Below are 20,291 nucleotides of genomic sequence, written 5' to 3'. Positions count from 1 at the left end.
ACGAGCCCGGATTGTTCACCTCTCCACGACCCGCACAAAGAATAAAGGGAAATGATGGATACCAACCCAAAGAACACCGAACGGCGGGAGTCCGCCGCCTCGGGTAAGAAGGTTCGCAACCGCCGCAAGGTGCGCCGGACCGCGGGCGGTGCGCTGGCCCTTACCCTCGGGCTCACCAGCGCTGGTGTGTTGGCTAGCGCGCTCACCCCCGATGCTCAGACGGCGTCCGCCAGCCGCGACGATCAGGCCCTCATTCAGGAGGGTAAGGATCTTTACGACGTCGCGTGCATTACCTGCCACGGCGCCAACCTCCAGGGAGTGGAGGATCGAGGCCCCTCCCTGATCGGCGTGGGCGAGGGCTCCGTGTACTTCCAGGTGCACTCTGGCCGCATGCCCATGATGTCCAACGACGCGCAGGCGGAGCGCAAGCGTCCCCGCTACACGGAGCAGCAGGCGCTCGCCATGGCTGCTTACGTTGCGGCCAACGGCGGCGGGCCGGAGATCGTGTACAACGACGACGGCACCATCGCGATGGAGGAGCTGCGCGGCGCCAACTACGACGGAAAGATCAACCCGGCGGACGTGGCCCGCGGGTCCGAGTTGTTCCGCCTCAACTGCGCCTCCTGCCACAACTTCACCGGCAGGGGCGGGGCTCTGTCCTCTGGTAAGTACGCACCCGTGCTGGATCCCGCCAACGAGCAGGAGATCTACCAGGCTATGCTGACGGGGCCGCAGAACATGCCCAAGTTCTCCGACAGGCAGCTTTCCGCGGACGAGAAGAAGGACATCATCGCCTTCATCAAGTCGGCGAAGGAAACCCCGAGCCCCGGCGGCTGGTCCCTGGGCGGCCTCGGCCCGGTTTCTGAGGGCTTCTTCGTGTGGTTCGTCGGCATCGTGGCGCTCATCGCCGCTGCTATCTGGATTGGAACGCGCTCATGAGTAACGCAAAGCATCACGAATATACGGAACAACAGCTCAAGTCCATGAGCAATGAGGAGCTCGCCCGCCTGGGCACGGAGCTCGACGAGGTGACGGTGGCCTACCGCAAGGAGCGCTTCCCCGTGCCCAACGACCCCGCCGAGAAGCGCGCGGCCCGCGTGGCCGGCGCCTGGCTGGTCATCGCCATTCTCGCGGGCATCGGCTTCCTGGCCACCTACCTGTTCTGGCCGTGGCAGTACAAGGGCCTCGGGGACGAGGGCCTGTGGATGTACACCTTCTACACCCCGATCCTCGGCGTGACCGCCGGGCTGTGCATCCTTAGCCTTGGTATCTTTGCGGTCCAGTACGTCAAGAACTTCATCCCGGAGGAGATCTCCGTACAGAAGCGCCACGACGGCCCCTCGGATGAGCTGGATCGTCGCACGGTGACGGCCCTCTTGAACGACGCCTGGACCACCTCCACGCTGGGGCGCCGCAAGGCCATCCAGGGCCTGCTGGGTGCCGGCGCGGTGTTCGCGGGCCTTGTGGTCGTCGCTCCGCTCGGCGGAATGGTGAAGAACCCCTGGAAGAGGCACGAGCTTAACTATAACGGTGACGGAACTCTGTGGACCTCCGGGTGGACACTGCACGAGAACGGTGTGAAGCTCTACCTTGGTCGTGACACCGGTGCGGTGGCCGAGGAACACAAGGGCGCTACCGGCACCCACATGACCACCGAGGGTGTCTCCCGCCTGGTGCGTATGCGCCCGGAGGACCTGGACGCGGCGGCCATGGAGACGGTGTTCCCCCTTGCCGATGAGGACGTGAACGATGGTGATCGCTACGACCCCAAGCGGGACGTGTACACCAACCACATGCACTCCATCCACGGCCCGCGCAACGCCGTGATGCTGATCCGCCTGCGCTCCGCGGACGCCACCAAGGTGGTCGAGCGCGAGGGGCAGGAGGACTTCCACTACGGTGACTACTACGCCTACTCCAAGATTTGTACCCACATTGGCTGCCCCACCTCGCTGTACGAGGCGCAGACCAACCGTATCCTTTGCCCCTGCCACCAGTCGCAGTTCGACGCCCTTCACTACGGTAAGCCAGTGTTCGGACCCGCCGCTCGCGCGTTGCCGCAGCTGCCGATCACGGTGGACGAGGAAGGCTACCTCATCGCCAAGGACAACTTTGTTGAGCCCGTTGGCCCGGCATTCTGGGAGCGTAAGTCATAATGAGTAATAAACTTGCCCACATCGGCAATAACGTTGATGAGAGGTACACAATCTCGGGCCTCATCCGCCCGCAGATTAACAAGGTCTTCCCGACTCACTGGTCCTTCATGCTCGGTGAGATTGCCCTGTATAGCTTCATCATTCTGCTGCTCACGGGCGTGTACCTCACCCTGTTCTTCGATCCCTCCATTACGAAGGTGATCTATGACGGCGCGTACCTCCCGCTCAAGGGCGTGGAGATGTCCCGCGCCTACGAAACCGCGCTGAACATCTCCTTCGAGGTGCGCGGCGGCTTGTTCGTGCGTCAGATGCACCACTGGGCCGCCCTGATGTTCATGTTCTCCATGGTGGCGCACATGCTGCGCATCTTCTTCACCGGCGCGTTCCGCCGCCCCCGTGAGGCCAACTGGATCATCGGCTGCACCCTGCTGGTGCTCGGCATGGCCGAGGGCTTCCTTGGCTACTCCCTGCCGGACGACCTGCTCTCCGGCGTGGGCCTGCGGATTATGTCCGCGATCATCGTGGGCCTGCCGATCATCGGCACCTGGCTGCACTGGCTGATCTTCGGCGGGGACTTCCCCTCCGAGATCATGCTGGATCGCTTCTACATCGCCCACGTGCTCATCATCCCGGGCATCCTGCTGGGACTCATCGCTGCCCACCTGGCCCTGGTGTGGTACCAGAAGCACACGCAGTTCCCGGGTGCCGGGCGCACCGAGCAGAACGTGGTGGGCGTGCGCATCATGCCGGTGTTCGCGCTCAAGGGCATGGCCTTCGGCCTGCTGACCGCCGGCGTGCTCGCGCTGATGGCCGGCCTGACCACCATCAACGCCATTTGGTTGCTCGGCCCCTACAATCCCTCGCAGGTTTCCGCCGGGTCGCAGCCGGACATCTACATGCTCTGGACCGACGGCGCGGCCCGCGTCATGCCCGCCTGGGAGCTGTACCTGGGTAACTACACGATCCCGGGCGTGTTCTGGGTGGCCCTGCTCGCGGGCCTGATGGTGGTGCTGCTGTTCACCTACCCCTTCATCGAGAAGGCCATCACGGGCGATGACGCGCACCACAACCTCCTGCAGCGTCCCCGCGACGTGCCGGTGCGTTCCGGCCTGGGCGCCATGGGCCTGACCTTCTTCATCCTGCTCACGCTGTCCGGCGGTAACGATCTGATCGCCTACCACTTCCAGATCTCGCTGAACGCGATGACCTGGGTGGGTCGCATCGGTCTGCTGGTCCTGCCCCCGCTGGCGTACTTCATCACCTACCGCATGTGCCTGGGCCTGCAGCGCTCCGACCGCGAGGTGCTCGAGCACGGCATCGAGACGGGCATCATCAAGCAGCTTCCCAACGGTGCCTTCATCGAGGTGCACCAGCCGCTGGGCGGGGTCGACGAGCACGGCCATGCGATTCCGCTGCCGTACGCGGGTGCCAAGGTGCCCAAGCAGCTCAACGAGCTGGGCTTCGCGGATTCCGAGTCCTACGGCGTGTTCTCCGCGGACCCGGAGGGCATCCAGGAGCGGAAGCGCAAGATCGCTCACGAGAACCACCATGAGGAGGCCCAGATGCTGGACAACCTCAATCGCGCGAACAAGGAGAACGACGCTCAGTCCGAGTAGTCGTTCCCCGGGTGCCACGCGGGAGCGATGAGCGCCTTGGTTGAGGGGATGGCCGTCGTAACGACGGCCATCCCCTTTTTTGCGCGCGGTGGGCGAGCGCGCGACGGGCACGGGGCGGGCGCGCGCAGATCCGCACATCCTGCGTCGGTAGGGCGCGCCGTCCCGGTCGCGCGACCTCTGGCCGGGATTGGCGGCGCGGCGGGGTGGCCCCGGCTGGGGGAGGGCACGTGCTCGGTGGTTCCCAGCCGGGCCGTGAGAGAGGCCTGCGGGTGCAGCCCTATATATACGAAGCGCGTAAGGGGCCCGACTGCCGAGGGAAGGGAATACTTGGCGCGGTGGGTGCGTATCGCCGGTGGCGCCCCAAAAAACCGGGCTGATCGAGTGGGGGAGCGGGGCGGTCCGAAGATCGTGCCGAGAGGGGTTTCGGAGCGCTCCCGTGACACTCTCGGAGCGCGTAACGAGTGTGGCGGATGGGGCGAGGAATGCCCCTCGCGGAGCCTATGTGTCTAAGGTCACAAATAATGCTGCGCCCTTAATTCTTTCTGGGGGCCGGGTGGGGGAGGTCTGATCTTGCGATGTGCCGGAGGGGGCGATTTGTGCGGCTTGACCTGCGGCGACGCCCCGGTATGGTGGGTGACCCTGTGGGGTGCCGGTGTCCGGCGGGTTCTAGGGAAACTTTCAGTATCTTTTTGATAACGGTTCGATAACGTCCGTGGGGAGGCGTGGCGGTTGGACAAGGTTTGTGGCCGTTTCGTAACCTAATTGAGACATTGCAGCGGGGCAGGGCCCTGGGGCAAGTACATGAACTGAAAACTAAAAGCCGAACCTCCGTGGCCCGTGGGCCGTGGAGGGCCGAGGAACCACTCGCTTCTGGGGTTTACCCCTCGGGAGAGTCGGGCGGACGCAGCGTTCTCGTTGCCCCGCCGGATGGACTGAGGGGAGGAGCCTTCCGTTTCCTCACTCGACAGCTAACTCGGTAGGCATGGACAGGAAGATTTGGAGATCATTCGTGACTAAGCACAGCCGGCAGGAGAACCGCACCGCCCGCCGTTTCGCCGCCGCTTCTGCCCTCGCCGTGGGTGCCACCGTGGTGGCCCCGGTGGCCGCCAACGCCGCCACGCTGAACGTTCCCACCACGGACCTCTCCGTGGACGTCCCGGGCCTGGAGAACGCCCCCGGCTACGAGTATCTCCAGAGCTTCACTTCCTTCGGTCAGGGCGCGCAGAGCTCCGAGGTGAACCCCACGTTCACCCCCGCGGCGGTCTCCGAGCTGTCCTCGCCCGCTGCTGCGGAGGGTCAGAACTCCGCGGCCCCGGTCGCCCCGTCCTCCTCCAACGGGCAGAGCATCGTGGACGTCGCCCGCACCAAGATCGGCTCCCCCTACGTGTACGGCGCTGCGGGCCCCAACGCCTTCGATTGCTCCGGCTTCACCTCCTGGGTCTACTCCCAGGTGGGTAAGGCCATCCCGCGTACCTCCCAGGCCCAGGCCTCTGCGGGCACCCCGGTTGCCTACGAGGATCTGCAGCCGGGCGACATCGTGGCCTTCTACGGCGGCGCCTCCCACGTGGGGATCTATGCGGGCAACGGCATGATCATCGACGCCCTGAACTCCGGCAGCCCGGTGGCCGAGCGCCCCCTGGACATGATGCCCTTCCACTCCGCCGTGCGTTTCTAATTGCGCTTAAGGAATAGGTGATCGGTCGTCTAACGTCTAATCGCCCTTGCGGCCCCGTCTCCCCGCTGCGTGGGGGAACGGGGCTTCTTTTGTGCCTCGTGAGGTCGACTTTTGGGCGGTAGGGGGTAACCTCCCAAACTTTTTTCAGATTCCGCTAGGCAGAAAGGCATGCGGACCGCTATAGTCTTTATTCGTTATCCTTCTGTTTCCTTCTCGTCACCTGGAGTACAAGAGTGTTCAAGTCGCACCGCGCCGTGAGTTATACTCAGCGCCTCCTCATCGGCACTGGTACCGTTCTGGCCCTCACCGTGGGGGGATCCTCCGTGGTTCATGCGGATGAGACGGACGACCTGATCGCCTCCATGGAGCAGCTTTCCCGCGACGCGGCCGCCAAGAACGAGGAGGTTAAGGGCCTCGAGGAGGAGCTGGAACAGGAATCCGAGGAGGTGGACAAGCTCCAGGAGGCCGCGGAAAAGGCGCATGATCTCGCGGAGGAGGCTCAGCGCAAGCGGGAGCAGGCGAAGAAGGAGTTCGATAAGCTGGCGGGCTCCCGCTACCGCCTCTCCAACCTCAACCGCGAGGTCACCACGCTGGGCGCCGACGACCCCCAGCACGCGATCGACCGCGCCTCCTACCTCGGCACCCTCTCCCGCAACGCGGACCAGGTGATCAAGAAGCTGAGCGACGCCACCCGGGAGGCCATGGCCGCCCAGAAGGACGCGGAGGAGGAGGCCGCCACCGCCAAGTACGAGCACGCCAAGCTTGAGGATTCCCTCGAGGGGCTGCGCAAGGAGAAGGAGGAGCTGGAGGCCAAGGTGGCCGAGGTGAAGGAGCGCATCGACGCCCTCACCGAGGAGGAGCGCGAGCGCTGGGAGGGCAAGAACCAGCCGCAGGTGATTAACCTGGACGCCATCGCCCAGCGTCTGCGCGAGACCGTCGAGGAGACGGTGGAGACGGTTCAGGAGGAGATCCCGGTGGAGCCCGAGACCTCCTCCGCGATCGAGGACGCGACCCCGGCGGCCGAGGGCTCGGCGGAGGAGACGCCGACGCCCACCCCGCAGCCGTCGAGCAGCGGCCCCTCCCGTCCCTCCTCGTCCTCCGTGCCTGCGGGCTCCGGCTCGGCGTCGGGAGCGGTGCAGGCCGCCCTGTCCAAGATCGGCGCGCCGTATAGCTGGGGTGCCACGGGTCCGGATGCCTTCGACTGCTCCGGCCTCATCTACTGGGCCTACCAGCAGCAGGGGATGACGGTGCCGCGCACCTCGCAGTCCCAGTTGGCCGGCGGCACCCCGGTGAGCCGCGATCAGCTCCAGCCGGGCGACGTGGTGGGTTACTACCCCGGCGTCACGCACGTGGGCATGTACATCGGGGACGGCAAGATCGTGCACGCCTCCGACTACGGCATCCCGGTGCAGGTGGTGGACGTGGATTCGATGCCGTGGGCGGGCGCCGTGCGCTTCTAGCCCACGGGCTACAGTGGGGATCATGCCCACGACGCTGCTGGTAACAAACGACTTCCCGCCCCGAGTGGGCGGGATTCAGTCGTATCTGCGGGATTTTGTCTCCCTCCTCGATCCCCGGGACGTGGTGGTCTTTGCCTCCACGCAGGACGCGGCGGCGGCGCGCGAGCACGACGCCTCGGTGCCCTATGAGGTGGTGCGATGGCCGCGCTCCACGATGCTGCCCACCCCGGCCACCGCCCGGAGGATGCAGGGAATCATCCGGGAGCGCGGGATCAGCACGGTGTGGTTTGGGGCCGCGGCCCCGCTGGCCGTGATGGGGGGAGCCGCGCGGCGCGCGGGGGCGCGGCGGATCATCGCCACCACGCACGGGCACGAGGTGGGCTGGTCCATGATCCCCGGGGCCCGCCAGGTGCTGGGCCTCATCGGGCGCAACGCGGACGTGGTCACCTACATCTCGGACTACACGCTGCGGCGCTTCCGGCGCGCGTTCGGCACGCGCCCGGACTTCGTCCACCTGCCCTCGGGCGTGGACGTGGACGCCTTCCACCCGATCGAGGAGGGCCAGCGGAGCGCGGTGCGGCGTCGGTGGGGGATCGAGGAGGGGGTGCCCTTGATCGTCTGCGTGTCCCGCCTGGTGCCGCGCAAGGGGCAGGACCAGCTGCTGCGCGCCATGCCCCGCGTGCGGGCCGCCCTGGGGGAGGCGCGGCTGGTGATCGTGGGCCAGGGGCGGTACGAGGCGACGCTGCGGGCGCTGGCGGGCCGCTACGACCCCACGGCGATCTTTACCGGCGGCCTCGACTTCGAGGATATGGTGGCCCTGCTGGCCGCCGCGGACGTCGCCGCCGTTCCGGCGCGCACGCGCGGCGGCGGGTTGGACGTGGAGGGCCTGGGCATCGTGTACCTGGAGGCGCAGGCGTGCGGGGTGCCCGTCATCGCGGGCGATTCCGGCGGCGCCCCGGAGACGGTGACCCCGGCGTCGGGCCGCGTGGTGCGGGGCGACGACGCGGAGGACCTGGCGGGGGCGCTCGTCGAGGTGCTGGGGTCGCGGCAGCGGCGCGCGGAGATGGGGGCGGCGGGGCGTCGCTACGTGGAGGAGTCCTGGACCTGGGAGGTCATGGGGGAGAGGCTGCGGCGGGTTCTGGATGCCTCGGGGAGTCCCCTATACTGAGACGGTTATTGTGAACCCGGTTTGACGGAGGCGAGAGCCATGACCGAGACGTCGAACAGCCTCACCGTGGGCTTCGACATCGGCGGCACCAATATGCGCGCCGCCGTGGTGGACGGAGACGGGCGGATCGTGGACTCCCGCTCGCTGCGCTCCCCGCGCGACGCCGACGGCATGGGCGAGGGGATCGCGCGCCTCGTGGACCTGTTGAGCCGCGATCACGAGATCGTCGCCGTGGGGGTGGCGGTGGCGGGATTCCTGGACCCCGCCTGCGAGGTCGTGCGCTTTGCCCCGCACCTGCCGTGGCGCGACGCCCCGGTGCGCGCCGCGCTGGAGGAGAAGCTGGGCCTGCCGGTGCGCCTGGAGCACGACGCCAACTCCGCGGCGTGGGGCGAGTATCGCTTTGGGGCCGCGCGCGGCGTGGACACGTGGGTGCTCTTCGCGGTGGGGACCGGGATCGGCGCCACCCTGATGACGGGGGGCGAGATCTTTCGGGGGGCCTACGGGACGGCCCCCGAGTTCGGGCACCTCACCGTGGTGCCGGGGGGACGGCCCTGCCCGTGCGGGAAGCTCGGCTGCCTCGAGCGCTACTGCTCGGGGACGGCCCTGACGGACTCCGCCGTGGAGATGGTGCACCGGCGTCGCTTCTCCGGCTCGGCCCTGGCGGCCCGGGTGCGCCGCGACCCCTCCTCCGTGGACGGCCTGCAGATCATGCAGGCCGCCCGGCAGGGCGACGCCGCGGGCCTGGCGGTGGTGGAGGAGTTCGCCTCCTGGCTGGGCCGGGGGCTTTCCATCGTGTCCGACATCCTGGACCCCGAGCTGATCCTCCTGGGCGGCGGAGTCTCCCGGGACGCGGACCTCTACCTGGAGCAGGCCACGGAGCAGTTTTCCTCCCAGATCGTGGGCACGGGGTACCGCCCCCTGGCGAGGGTGGCCACCGCCGAGCTGGGCCCCGATGCGGGTATGATTGGCGTAGCCGATTTGGCCCGGGGGCTCGTGGCCGGGTAGCAGCCGAAGAAAAAACCGATCCCATCGCGGAGGATGAGTAATGCAGAATAAGTGGTACTGGACCTTCAAGTACATCCTGGTGGGTCCGTTTTTGCGGGCCTGGAACCGGCCCGAGATCGAGGGGCTGGAGAACATCCCCGCCAAGGGCTCGGCCATCCTCGCGTCCTCGCACCAGTCCGTGATGGACTCCTTTTTCTTCCCCCTGATGTGCCCGCGCCAGATCACCTTCCCCGCCAAGTCCGAGTACTTCACCACGCCCGGCGTGGTGGGCCGCCTCCAGAGCTGGTTTTTTACCTCGGTGGGGCAGGTGCCCATCAACCGCAACGAGGCCGGGGCGGCGGAGGCCATGAGCAAGGCCGCCCAGGAGGTCTTTGACCGGGGAGACCTGTTTGGCATCTACCCGGAGGGGACGCGTTCCCCCGACGGGCGCATCTACCGGGGCCGGACGGGGATGGCGCGCATCGCCCTGTCCACCGGGGAGAAGATCGTTCCGGTGGGCATGATCGGCTCCCGGGACGCCAACCCCATCGGCTCGTGGCTGTTGCGCCCGCGCAAGGTGCGGATGCGGGTGGGCGAGGCCATCGACCCCATCGCGTTTGTCAAGGCCCAGGGGCTCCAGCCGGATTCCCAGGAGGCGGTGCGCGTGCTCACCGATCACGTGATGAGCGTGCTGGTGGAACTCACCGGCTACGACTACGTGGATGTGTACGCCTCGGAGGTGAAGAAGTCCCTGGAGGCGGGCAAGGGCTACCCGCGCGGCGCGGAGCCGCGCTTTTCCTAGGGCCTTCCCGGGGCGCGTTGTAGCGCCCTAATCAGAGGAATATGCGGCGGCGGTGCGCGGGCGGGGAGTTCGTTCCCAGACGGCGTTCACTGTAGGGTGAACCTGGTTGAAGCTTTAGTTCCCCCACGATAGGTTTTCCGTTTCCCCGATGTTGATGGCCCCGCATCTCTCCGCCTCCGCGCCCGTGCGCGCGTCTCGGCACGAGCGCCTGGCGTGGCCGGACGTGGCCAAGGGCGTGTCCATCGTGGGGGTCGTGGTGCTGCACGTCTGCCTGGCGGTGCCCTTCGGCATGGAGACGCTGGCCGCCCAGGTCAACCACATCCTCGACCCCCTGCGGATGCCGCTCTTCTTCCTGGTCAGCGGCATGTTCTCCACCAAGGTCCTGCGCATGAGCCTGTGGCAGCTCTTCAGCCGCAGGCTCTGGTTCTTCCTCGTGCCCTACGTGCTGTGGACCCCCATCGAGGTAGGGCTCATGGACTGGCACCGGGCCTCCTACGAGGGGGCGGACACCGCGGACATCGGCTTTTACGTGGAGACGCTCGCGCTGGGGCAGAACATGTACTGGTTCCTCTACGTGCTGGTGGCCTTCAACCTGGTGCTGTGGGCCACGCGGCGCCTTTCCCCCTGGGCGGCGGTGGCGGCCTCCTTCTCCACGATCCTCGCGCTTCCCCTCAACAGCTACTGCGACACGGTGGGCAAGTTCGTGATGTACCTGCCGATCTTCCTGGCCGGGGCCCACTTCTCCCGCCTGGTGCGCGGCTTTGCCAGCAGCTCCGTGACGCCCCCGAGGATCGTGGGGGCCACCACCGCCTATGTGGCGGGCTTTGCCGCCTACGCGCTGTGGTACCTCATCTCCGCCGACGGCCCCGAGACGATGGGCTGGCCCCTGTGGCCCGGCGCCACCGTGGAGGCCAACGACGTGTGGACGCTGGTCCGCATGGTGGGGCAGATCCTCATGCTGCCCATCGCCATCCTGGCCGCGGTGGGGCTCTCGCGGGTGCGGTACCTCTCCCCGGCGTTGCAGTTCCTCGGCAGGCACACCCTGCCCATCTACCTGGGCCACCCGCTCGCCCTGACGCTGCTCTTCCACGTGCCCATGGCTCGCCTCGGCGGGATGGAGATCGCCCTGGAAGCGGAGGGGTGGGCGCAGAGCACCCACCTGTGGGTGGCCGCCTGCCTGGTGTTTAGCGCCCTCGGCGGCCTGGCGATGTGGGCGCTGCAGCGGGTTCCGATCATCGGGTGGACGCTCAAGCCGCCCCCGGTGGCCGGGATACCGGCGCGGCTGCGTGGGCTGTGGCACGGCAAGCGCGGCGGGCACGGCAAGCGCGGCGGGGACAGCGGGCGCGCCGGACGCGAGGGCTAGGGACAACGAGGGGGCCGCGCCGCCGGGCGCCGCCCTTCTTTCTCTCCCCCAGCGGGCGCGGGGTTGCGCGCTGCGCGCGCGGGGCGGCTCCGGGGCTTCACGGGTGCCGGGACACCGGGGGAGAAGGAGTATGCTGCTCCCAGGCGTACCGTGGCAGTGGCGGAGCAAGGCTGATGTAAGGAGCATGGCGCTATGAAGAAGATTCTCGTGGGGCGCATGGTGGCCGCGATGGTGCTCATCGCGGCCTACCTGGTCATGGCCGCCCTGGAGTTCCACCACCTGGAGGCCGGGCCGGTGTTCTTTGTGCTCATCGGGCTGGTGATGTTCGTGCCGCTGCCCGGTGCCAAGGCGGTCGAGGCGGCGAAGGGGCCCGAGGGCTCGGAGGGATAAGCGCGGCGCTCGGGCAGGGAGAGCGGCCTGGGGTTCTCGGGGAGAGCGGCGTTAGGTCGCGGTGGGGTGCGGGGCCGTTCGCGCGCGTGGCGTGGCAAAGGACCGGGGCGTGAGCAGCACCAAGGCAAGGAACGCCGCGCCCAGCAGCAGGTAGGCGTTGCCCAGCGGCAGCGCCCACAGCGGCCAGTCCAGCTCGCGCCCCTGATCGTTGGGCAGCAGCCAGTGCGGGCTGATCAGTGCGGCGGCGGCGATCGCCGCGCAGAGTGCCCCCGCTGCCCGCCCGCCCCGGGAACGCCGCGCGTGCCCGGGGCCGTGCGCCGCCCGCGCAGTAAGGGCCGCCTGCGCCGCCGCGCTGGCGGCGACGAGGCAGGCGGGAACCAGCCACACCCAGTGATGGGTCCAGGAGATCGGGGAGCACAGCAGGGCGATCAGGGAGTTGGCCACGAGGGCGACGGGGGCGGCGTGCGCGCGCAGGAGCCGGTGCATGGCCCACGCGATGAGCGCGACGAACAGCAGGCTCGCGGCGAGCCACAGCGCGGTGAGCGCGGGCGGCTCCAGCGCGAGGCGGTAGAAGAGCCCCTGGAGGGACTGGTTTGAGACGTAGGAGGGGGTGCCGATCCGCCCGGTGTTGGCCAGCGTGTCCAGCCAGTACGTGGCCGAGTTGCCGGGGCTGATCGCGGCGGCCAGGAGCGTGTACCCAAGCCCGCTCCCGGTGGCCCAGGCGGCGGCCTTCCAGTCCCTGTTGAGCAGGAAGTACAGCCCGAATACCGCGGGGGTGAGCTTGATGGCGGCGGCCAGCCCCACCAGCGCGCCCCGGGGGAGGCCTCGGGGGCGTCCCAGCACGTCCGTGCAGACCAGGGCCATGAGGATGAGGTTGATCTGCCCGAAGAAGATGGTCTCTCGCACCGGCTCGAAGAGCAGGGCGAGGGGCAGCAGGCACGCGGCCCAGCCCTCGGCGGAGGCGTGCGGGGCGCAGCGGCGCAGGACCAGCACCATGACCCACCACGCGCAGGCCACATTGAGCAGGAGGAATACGATGGCCGCCGGGGCGGAGGGCAGCCACGCGAGCGGGGCGAACAGGAGTGCCGCCAGCGGCGGGTAGGTGAAGGGGAGGGTGATGATCCCCATGTCGTAGTCGCGCTCGTAGATGGCCTCGCCGTGGAGGAAGGCCTGCGCTCCGGCGCGGTAGACCTCGAGGTCGAGGAAGTAGCGCAGGTGAGTCCCGCCCTTGAGAATGTAGGCGGCGGCGAGGACCAGGGAGAGGACGAGCCCGGCCCACCGCGCCCAGCGCGGCGGGGAGGAAAAGCGACGCGCGGGCCCGGGCGTCGCCTGGGCGTTATCGTTGAGCACTCACATATTATAGGCATCCTCTGTTTACGTAACCCAAGGTTTAGCGGGCGGGGGATACCGGCTAGGCTCGACGAGGAAAAGGGCGCCGCCCGCGCTTTCAAGGAACCGGCTCGAAGGGGAATGAGGACTATCCGTGCGGTATTTCTATGACACCGAGTTTATGGAGGATGGCCGCACGATCGAACTGGTCTCCATCGGTATCGTGGCCGAGGACGGACGGGAATATTACGCGGTATCTACCGACTTTGACGCCCGCCGGGCCAACCCCTGGGTGCGCGAGCACGTGCTGAGCAAGCTGCCCAGCCCGCACGCGCGGGAGTGGAAGCCGCAACGGCAGATCCGCCGGGAGGTCTTTGACTTTGTGACCGCCGGGGCGGGGCCCGCCGAGCTGTGGGCGTGGGTGGGGGCCTACGACCACGTGGTATTGGCCCAGCTCTGGGGGGACATGGCGGGCCTGCCCCGGGAGATCCCGCGCTACACCAGGGAGCTCAAGCAGCTATGGGAGATGGCGGGCCGACCCGAGCTACCGGCCACCCCCGCCGGGGTGCACGACGCGCTCGTGGACGCCCGGCACAACCTGGTGAAGTTCCGCGTCTGCCAGGAGCGCCTTGGGCTCGACGAGAACAACCGCGTGCGTTACCGCGCGGGGGAGCGATGAAAGAATAATCACGTGCGGTGGGCCTTTCTGACTACACTGTGGGTGTGAGTTGGACCGTAGATATTCCTAAAGAAGCCCTTCCCGATCTTCCCCCGCTGCCGGACGGCATCCAAGAGGTATTTGAGGATGTTATTTCCCGGCCCGCGCATCAGCAGCCCACCTGGGATCGCGTGAGCGCGGATAACGTGCGCAAGATCCTGGAATCCGTCCCCCCGGTGGTGGTGGCCCCGGAGGTCAGGGACCTCCAGCGGCAGCTTGCCGACGTCGCCCTGGGCAAGGCCTTCCTGCTGCAGGGCGGAGACTGCGCCGAGACCTTCGAGTCCAATAACGAGCCGCACATCCGCGCGAACATCAAGACTCTGCTGCAGATGGCGGTGGTGCTGACCTACGGCGCCTCCACGCCGGTGGTGAAGCTGGCCCGCATCGCCGGGCAGTACGCCAAGCCGCGCTCCTCGGACAGGGACGGCAACGGCCTGCTCAACTACCGAGGGGACATCGTCAACGGCGTGGAGCCCACGGAGGCCGCCCGCCAGCACGACCCGGCCCGCATGATCCGCGCCTACGCGAACTCCTCCGCCGCGATGAACCTGGTGCGCGCCCTGACCGCCTCCGGCACGGCGGACCTGCACCGCGTGACGGAGTGGAACCGCAACTTCGTGGCCACCTCGGCGGCGGGCGCGCGTTACGAGGCCCTGGCCAAGGAGATCGAGCGCGGCCTGAAGTTCATGGAGGCCTGCCAGGTGCGGGACGACTCCCTGAGCAGCGCCACGGTGTACTGCTCGCACGAGGCGCTGCTGGCGGACTACGAGCGCGGCATGCTCCGCCTGGGCAAGGACGAGAACGACACGACGCGCCTGTACGACCTCTCCGCGCACCAACTGTGGATCGGCGAGCGCACCCGGGGCATCGACGACTTCCACATCAACTTCGCCGCCATGATCTCCAACCCCGTGGGGCTCAAGATCGGCCCCTCGGTGACCCCCGAGGAGGCCGTGGCGTACGCGGAGAAGCTCGATCCCGAGCGCGAGCCGGGCCGCCTGACCTTCGTCTCCCGCATGGGCTACGGCAAGGTGCGCGAGGTGCTGCCGGGCGTGGTGCGCGCCGTGGAGAGCGCGGGGCACAAGGTGGTGTGGCAGTGCGACCCCATGCACGGCAACACCTTCACCGCCTCCAACGGCTACAAGACGCGCCACTTTGACAAGATCATCGACGAGGTTCAGGGCTTCTTCGAGGTGCACCGCGCGCTGGGCACGCACCCGGGCGGCCTGCACATCGAGCTGACCGGCGAGGACGTCACCGAGTGCCTCGGCGGCGCCCAGGACATCACGGACGTGGACCTGCCCGGCCGCTACGAGTCCGCGGTGGACCCTCGCCTCAACACCCAGCAGTCCCTGGAGCTGGCCTTCCTCGTCGCGGAGATGCTGCGCCGCTAGCCCCCGCGGGCGGGGCGGCCCCTACCCGAGGGCCGTCACCGTCACGGGGGAACCCAGCGAAAGGGCCTTGCCGGGCAGGGGGGATTGGGTGAGGATCCGGGCGTTGCCGGAGGCAGACCGCCCGGCGTCGAGGGTCAGGCCCTGCTCCTCGGCGATCCGCTCGGCCTCGGAGACCGTCTTGCCCAGCAGCAGGGGGGTGGAGACGCGCCCCGGGAGGTACAGGGTCACCGCCTCGGCCTCGGGGTCCACGCGGCTGCCCGCCCGGGGCTCCGAGCTCTCGACCTCCCCGGCCCTGCCGGTGGCCTGCTCGTCCCGCTCCACGGAGGCTAGGCTCAGTCCGGCCTCCGTCAGCGCGGCGGCGGCCTCCTCGGTGGTCATCCCGGAGAGGTCGGGCACCGTTCGGGCGGTGGAGAGCACCAGCCGGACCCCGTCGCCGCGCGCGGCCTCGCTGCGGGCCTTTGGCACGGTGGCGGCGGCCTCCCCGCGATCGTGCTCGGGGCTGTACTCCCAGTCCACCCCGCTGACCTCCAGCCCGGCGGCGGCGAGGGTGGTGCGTGCCTCCTCCTCGCTCATCCCGGAGACGTCGGGCACGCGCACCGGGGCGGGACCCTTGCTCACGGTGAGGGCGACGGTGCTGCCGGTGTCCACGGCCTCGCCCGCCGCAGGCCGCGTGTCGATCACGCCCCCGGCGGGGACGTCGTCCGAGTAGCGGCGCTCCGCGACCTCCGCGCGCAGGGTGCGCTCACCGAGGAGCTGCTCGTAGCGCTCGACCTCGGCCTCCTGCGGGATCGCGGGGACGGTGGGGCGCCCCTGGGAGACCAGCAGGGTCACCTCGGAGCCCCGCACGGCGCGGCGCCCCGGGGGATCGGTGTCCACCACGCGGTCCTCGGCCACGTCGTCGCTGTACACGCCGCGGGAGGTGGCCTCGAACCCGGCCTCCTCCACCTGGGCTAGGGCCTCAATCTTCTCCGATCCGATGATCTCCGGGATCTCCCCGTAGCGCCCGGAGCCCAGCCACCAGCCGCCCAGGGCCACCGCTCCGATGAGCAGCACCACCACGGTGATCCACGCGGCGAGGCGCACCGGGGAGCGGTTGGAGTAGGCGGGCACGCGCGGCTCCGGGGCGGGGGCTGGAGGCTGCGCCTGCGCCGGCTCCTGGGGTACTGGGGCGGCGGCGATCGCGGGGGGCACGGGGGGTGGGGAGGCCACCTCGGGGAGCACCGAGGTGCGATCCTCGGGCTCCGGTGGCGGGGCGATGACGCCGGTGGCCATCATCTCGGTGGGCAGGGAGCTGGTGTCCGTGGGCACGGCGGCCGCGCGGTGGGCGGCGGAGTTGCGGGGCACCGGGACGGTGAAGCCCGGCAGGGAAAGGTCGCTCACGGTTGCCTCCACCGCCTCCAGGAAGTCCGTGGCGTCGGCGTAGCGCTCGGCGGGATCGCGCCGGGTGGCCTGGGCCACGAGGGCGTCGATCTCCGGGGGCACCCCCTCGATCACGGAGGAGGGGGCGGGAACGCTGCGCTCGAGGCGCTGGTAGGCGCGGTCGAGGTCGGTGGCGCCGGTGAAGGGCGTTTCCCCCGTGAGCAGCTCGAAGAGCAGCACCCCGGCGGAGTAGACGTCGCTGGCCGGGCCAAGCTCGGTGCCGCGCACCTGCTCGGGCGAGAGATACGCCGCGGTGCCCACGATGTGGGCGGTGGTGTGCTGCTCGGAGTCGGTGGCGCGCACCAGGCCAAAGTCCGCGATCTTGACCGCGCGATCGGCGCTGATGAGGACGTTATCCGGCTTGACGTCCCGGTGAATGAGGCCGTCGCGGTGCGCGGCGGCCAGGCCGGTGAGCACCGCGCGCATCACGGCGAGCGCCGCGTGCGGGGGCATGGGTCCGCGCTCCGCGATGAGCTCGCGCAGCGTGCCGCCCGTAATCAGCTCCATGACGAGGAATACGTGGTGGCCATCCGAGCCGAAGTCATACACGCCCACGATGTGCGGGTGGTTGATGCGGGCCATCGCGCGGGCCTCCCGGCGGAAGCGCTGGCGAAACACCGGGTCATCCACGTAGCGGTCGTCCATCACCTTCACCGCCACGGCGCGCCCCAGGCGCAGATCCACGCAGCGGTACACGGTGGACATGCCGCCGCGAGCGATCGGGTGGTCTATCTGATACCGACCCTCTAGGACGTCTCCCACCTGAAGTTGAGCCATGGCCCCCAGTATGGCGGAAGCCGCAGGGGGAGTGGTAGCCGGATGGTCTAAGATCGGGTGCCGTGAGCCTTCAAACCGTTTCCGCCGATGTCCTTCCCGTCTCCGAGGGATTGCTGACCCTCGAGGAGACCTCCGAGCGCCTCGGCATCGTGGTCACCCGGGTGATCGACATGATCCGGGACCACAAGATCATCGCGGTGCGCCGCCGCGGGGTGCGCATGATCCCTGAGATCTTCCTGGGGGAGAAGAACACGGTCAATCGCTTCGTGCCGGGCGTGATCGCGCTGCTTTCCGACGGCGGCTACAGCGACGAGGAGATCATCCGCTACCTCTTCACGGAGGACGACACCCTGCCCGGCCGCCCCGTGGACGCCCTGCACGGCCACCTGGCCCGCGAGGTCATGCGGCGGGCGCAGGCGATGGCGCTGTAGCCTCCGCCGCGGATGCCTTCCGGCCCTCCCACTCGAGCGGCCGCATGAGCCAGGAGGTCAGCGCCCAGGCCGCCAGCGCGGAGCACAGCATCCACGCGGGGTTGTAGAGCTGGTGGTTGCCGGAGCCGGTGAAGGCGAGGGTGACCACGATGGACAGCCCCGTGGCCCAGCCCAGCGCCCACCGGGGGATGGGGGTGACGGCCAGGACGGACAGTAGGCTGGCGTAGTACCAGGGCAGGGTCACCGAGTTAAAGAGGAAGGCCACGCAGTAGGCCGCCGCGATCCCGCGCATCGCCTGGGCCGCAGAGGAGCGGAACAGCCACCACGCGGCCACCAGGCCCAGCGCCATGCAGAGCATGGAGGCGGACCGCAGGAACCCCAGGGGCACGTTGAAGGTCAAAGAGCCGTCGAAGAGCAGCAGGAAGTCCGTGACCACGCCCGCGAGCAGGGACGGCAGGGCCAGCGGGTTGATGACCTTGGAGTTGCCGGATATTTCCGCCAGCCACCCCCAGGAGGAGCGGGAGGCCCAGGTGATGGCGGCCACCACCGCGACGGTGAGCGCGGCGCCGAGGGCGGCGATGCCGAGGAAGGCGCCCACGCGCCGGGGGAGGGAGGTGGCCTCGGTGGTGTGGCGGCGCAGCGCCATCCAGACCACGAAGGGCAGCGTGAAGGCCGCCGTGGCCTTGAGGGAGACCGCCACCGCGATGAAGAAGATCGCCGCGCCGTAGCGGTGGCGGGTGGCGCACACCAGCCCCACGCTCACGAGCCCCACCATCATGGACTCGTTGTGCATGCCGCCCACCAGGTGCAGCAGCATCACGGGATTGGCCGCGCCGATCCAGAGCGCGAGCGCCGGGGAGGCGCCCAGGTGGCGGGCGAGCAGGGGGATGGACCACGCCATGGCGGCGAAGCCGAGGATGGACAGCACCTTGTACAGCAGCAGCCCGGCCGTGATGTTATCGCCCACGATCCGGGTGATGCCCTCACCGATCCACAGGTGCAGGGGTCCGTAGGGGGTGGTGGTATTGCGCCAGTCGTGAGACACCTCGAGCAGCATCGGGCCGGGGTTGATCGCCGCCCCCTGGGTGTAGGGATCGAAGCCGTCGCGGAGCATGGCGCCCTGCATGAGGTAGGAGTAGACGTCGCGCGAGAGGATGGGCGCGGCGAGCACCAGCGGGGCGACCCAGGCCACGAGGCAGCGCTGAATCAGGCGCAGGGAGTCCGCGCTATCCGGGCGGCGGGAAAGGACGCCGCGGCCCGCGAGAACCCAGGCGCCCACGAGGAGGATGATGCCCAGCCACAGCAGGGTGTTGGCGATCCCGGCCCCGTGCCCGTAGGAGAAGAAGTCAAGCCCCAGGGACCGCAGCACGCCGCCTCGGTTGCGCGTGGCGCCCGCGCCGAAGGAACCCACGGCGATCAGCGCGGTGGCCGCAGCACCCAGGGGCACGGGGCGGAGATCGGAAAAGCGAAGAGCCATGCTGCCCCCGGCCTACTTCTTCCGGGCGGTGGAGCGCACCGCGAGGTCCGCCAGGGCCGCGCGCACGCCCGGGGCGATGTCGGCGGCGTCCAGGTGGGCAAGGCCGGAATCCACGAGCGCGCCGATGCGCTCCTCCACCGCCGCGAGCGCCCCGGACTCGGAGATGATGGAGGTCAGCTCCGTGAGGCGGGCCGGGGTGAGATCCGTGCCCACCCCCGCGCGCAGCGCGCCGGCCGCCTCGGGGTCGTTCTCGTCGGTGGCGGCCAGCGCGAGGGCGAGCAAAACGGTGCGCTTGCCCTCGCGCAGGTCATCCCCGGCGGGCTTGCCGGTCACGGCGGGGTCCCCGAACACCCCCAGCACGTCGTCGCGGAGCTGAAAGGCCATCCCCACGTCGCGCCCGTAGCGGCGAAACGCCTGGGTCAGCTCCGGGGCGGCGCCGGCGATGGCGGCGCCGAGGTGCAGGGGGCGCTCGACGGTATAGGCGGCCGTCTTGAACCTGTTGACGGACTCCGCCAGGGCGATGTCCTCGCTGGCGGTGGCCTCCAGGGTCACGTCCAGGAGCTGCCCGCCGATGACCTCCGTGCGCATGGCGCGCCACGGGGCGCGGGCGCGGGCGAGGGCGGCGTCGGAAAGCCCGGAATCGTTGAGCATGTCCTCGGCCCACGTGAGGGCCAGGTCTCCGATGAGGATGGCCACGGACCGGCCAAAGTGATCGCTGGCGCCCAGCCACCGCTGCGCGCGGTGTTGATGTTCCATGCTCCGGTGGACGGTGGCGGCGCCCCGGCGGGTATCGGAGGCGTCGATGATGTCATCGTGGATGAGCGCGCACGCCTGGATGAACTCCAGGGCGCTGACCGCGCGGAGCACGGCCCGTGGGTCCTCGTCCCCCTCCAGCCCGGCCGAGCCGAGGAAGCCCGCCCAGCCGTACAGGGGGCGGATGCGCTTGCCGCCGTTGAGAATGAAGGCGCGGAGGCGCTCCACGGCCCGGGACACCGGCTCCCCGATGGCCGCGACCTCCGGGAGGCGGGAATCGAGGTAATCCTCGAGGATGTGGTGGGTGGCCGCGGGAATATCGCGGAGGGTCAGGGAGCGAGCGTCATATACGTCATGGGCCACGATGCTGTAAAAACCT

General features: G+C 69.0%; 17 protein-coding genes and 1 riboswitch. Of the genes, 13 read left to right on the top strand and 4 right to left on the bottom strand.

Features of this window, described 5'->3' with window-relative positions:
- Positions 1–51 precede the first annotated feature (51 nt).
- The 10 genes from qcrC to B140_RS0101270 all read left to right on the top strand — a co-directional run bounded on the left by qcrC (position 52) and on the right by B140_RS0101270 (position 11,614).
- Positions 52–939 (top strand): cytochrome bc1 complex diheme cytochrome c subunit, encoded by an 888-nt coding sequence (gene qcrC / locus B140_RS0101315; protein WP_018117547.1) that lies wholly within the window; start codon positions 52–54, stop codon positions 937–939.
- Positions 936–2,156, top strand: coding sequence for a cytochrome bc1 complex Rieske iron-sulfur subunit (gene qcrA, locus B140_RS0101310; protein WP_026165861.1), 1,221 nt, complete (start codon positions 936–938; stop codon positions 2,154–2,156). The genes qcrC and qcrA overlap by 4 nt, the downstream gene beginning before the upstream one ends.
- On the top strand, positions 2,156–3,772 hold the full coding sequence (qcrB, locus tag B140_RS0101305) for a cytochrome bc1 complex cytochrome b subunit (RefSeq protein ID WP_026165860.1): 1,617 nt from the start codon (positions 2,156–2,158) through the stop codon (positions 3,770–3,772). The genes qcrA and qcrB overlap by 1 nt, the downstream gene beginning before the upstream one ends.
- Before the next feature lie 808 nt (positions 3,773–4,580).
- A riboswitch (cyclic di-AMP (ydaO/yuaA leader) is annotated at positions 4,581–4,770 on the top strand.
- Between the two features lie 11 nt (positions 4,771–4,781).
- On the top strand, positions 4,782–5,447 hold the full coding sequence (locus B140_RS0101300; RefSeq protein WP_018117544.1) for a C40 family peptidase: 666 nt from the start codon (positions 4,782–4,784) through the stop codon (positions 5,445–5,447).
- Between the two features lie 254 nt (positions 5,448–5,701).
- Positions 5,702–6,907: an NlpC/P60 family protein gene (locus B140_RS14265; RefSeq protein ID WP_244874362.1), complete on the top strand. Its 1,206-nt coding sequence runs from the start codon at positions 5,702–5,704 to the stop codon at positions 6,905–6,907.
- Between the two features lie 22 nt (positions 6,908–6,929).
- Entirely contained in the window at positions 6,930–8,075 is a 1,146-nt protein-coding gene (locus B140_RS0101290) for a glycosyltransferase family 4 protein (protein WP_026165858.1), read from the top strand.
- Positions 8,076–8,114: 39 nt separating this feature from the next.
- On the top strand, positions 8,115–9,080 hold the full coding sequence (locus tag B140_RS0101285; protein WP_018117541.1) for an ROK family protein: 966 nt from the start codon (positions 8,115–8,117) through the stop codon (positions 9,078–9,080).
- A gap of 40 nt (positions 9,081–9,120) precedes the next feature.
- A complete protein-coding gene (locus B140_RS0101280) occupies positions 9,121–9,861 on the top strand; it encodes a lysophospholipid acyltransferase family protein (RefSeq protein WP_018117540.1) in 741 nt (246 codons plus the stop codon).
- A gap of 154 nt (positions 9,862–10,015) precedes the next feature.
- Positions 10,016–11,224, top strand: coding sequence for an acyltransferase family protein (locus B140_RS11580; protein WP_018117539.1), 1,209 nt, complete (start codon positions 10,016–10,018; stop codon positions 11,222–11,224).
- 192 nt (positions 11,225–11,416) lie between these two features.
- The gene (locus B140_RS0101270; RefSeq protein WP_018117538.1) at positions 11,417–11,614 is read left to right on the top strand and encodes a hypothetical protein; all 198 of its coding nucleotides are present in this window, start codon (positions 11,417–11,419) and stop codon (positions 11,612–11,614) included.
- A 51-nt stretch (positions 11,615–11,665) separates the two neighbouring features.
- Here B140_RS0101270 and B140_RS11575 read toward each other — a convergent pair whose 3' ends face one another.
- Entirely contained in the window at positions 11,666–12,964 is a 1,299-nt protein-coding gene (locus B140_RS11575) for a glycosyltransferase 87 family protein (RefSeq protein WP_018117537.1), read from the bottom strand.
- A 133-nt stretch (positions 12,965–13,097) separates the two neighbouring features.
- Here B140_RS11575 and B140_RS0101260 point away from each other — a divergent pair, with 133 nt between their 5' ends.
- Together B140_RS0101260 and B140_RS0101255 are read left to right on the top strand one after the other, a co-directional pair.
- On the top strand, positions 13,098–13,622 hold the full coding sequence (locus B140_RS0101260) for a polyadenylate-specific 3'-exoribonuclease AS (protein WP_018117536.1): 525 nt from the start codon (positions 13,098–13,100) through the stop codon (positions 13,620–13,622).
- Between the two features lie 44 nt (positions 13,623–13,666).
- The gene (locus B140_RS0101255) at positions 13,667–15,055 is read left to right on the top strand and encodes a class II 3-deoxy-7-phosphoheptulonate synthase (protein WP_026165857.1); all 1,389 of its coding nucleotides are present in this window, start codon (positions 13,667–13,669) and stop codon (positions 15,053–15,055) included.
- Between the two features lie 21 nt (positions 15,056–15,076).
- Here B140_RS0101255 and pknB read toward each other — a convergent pair whose 3' ends face one another.
- Positions 15,077–17,251, bottom strand: coding sequence for a Stk1 family PASTA domain-containing Ser/Thr kinase (gene pknB, locus B140_RS0101250; RefSeq protein WP_026165856.1), 2,175 nt, complete (start codon positions 17,249–17,251; stop codon positions 15,077–15,079).
- A gap of 62 nt (positions 17,252–17,313) precedes the next feature.
- Between pknB and B140_RS0101245 the strand changes: the two genes are divergently transcribed.
- A complete protein-coding gene (locus tag B140_RS0101245; protein WP_026165855.1) occupies positions 17,314–17,682 on the top strand; it encodes an Rv2175c family DNA-binding protein in 369 nt (122 codons plus the stop codon).
- Here the strand turns inward: B140_RS0101245 and B140_RS0101240 are convergent.
- On the bottom strand, positions 17,651–19,159 hold the full coding sequence (locus B140_RS0101240; protein WP_018117532.1) for an alpha-(1->6)-mannopyranosyltransferase A: 1,509 nt from the start codon (positions 19,157–19,159) through the stop codon (positions 17,651–17,653). The two genes, B140_RS0101245 and B140_RS0101240, sit on opposite strands and share 32 nt — an antisense overlap.
- Positions 19,160–19,171: 12 nt before the next feature.
- The gene (locus tag B140_RS0101235; RefSeq protein WP_018117531.1) at positions 19,172–20,275 is read right to left on the bottom strand and encodes a polyprenyl synthetase family protein; all 1,104 of its coding nucleotides are present in this window, start codon (positions 20,273–20,275) and stop codon (positions 19,172–19,174) included.
- Positions 20,276–20,291: the final 16 nt, after the last annotated feature.

This window comes from Corynebacterium mastitidis DSM 44356 (genome assembly GCF_000375365.1).
Taxonomy (GTDB): domain Bacteria; phylum Actinomycetota; class Actinomycetes; order Mycobacteriales; family Mycobacteriaceae; genus Corynebacterium; species Corynebacterium mastitidis.
Note: the sequence above shows the minus strand (reverse complement) of the source record. Positions and strands in the feature narration are given on the sequence as shown.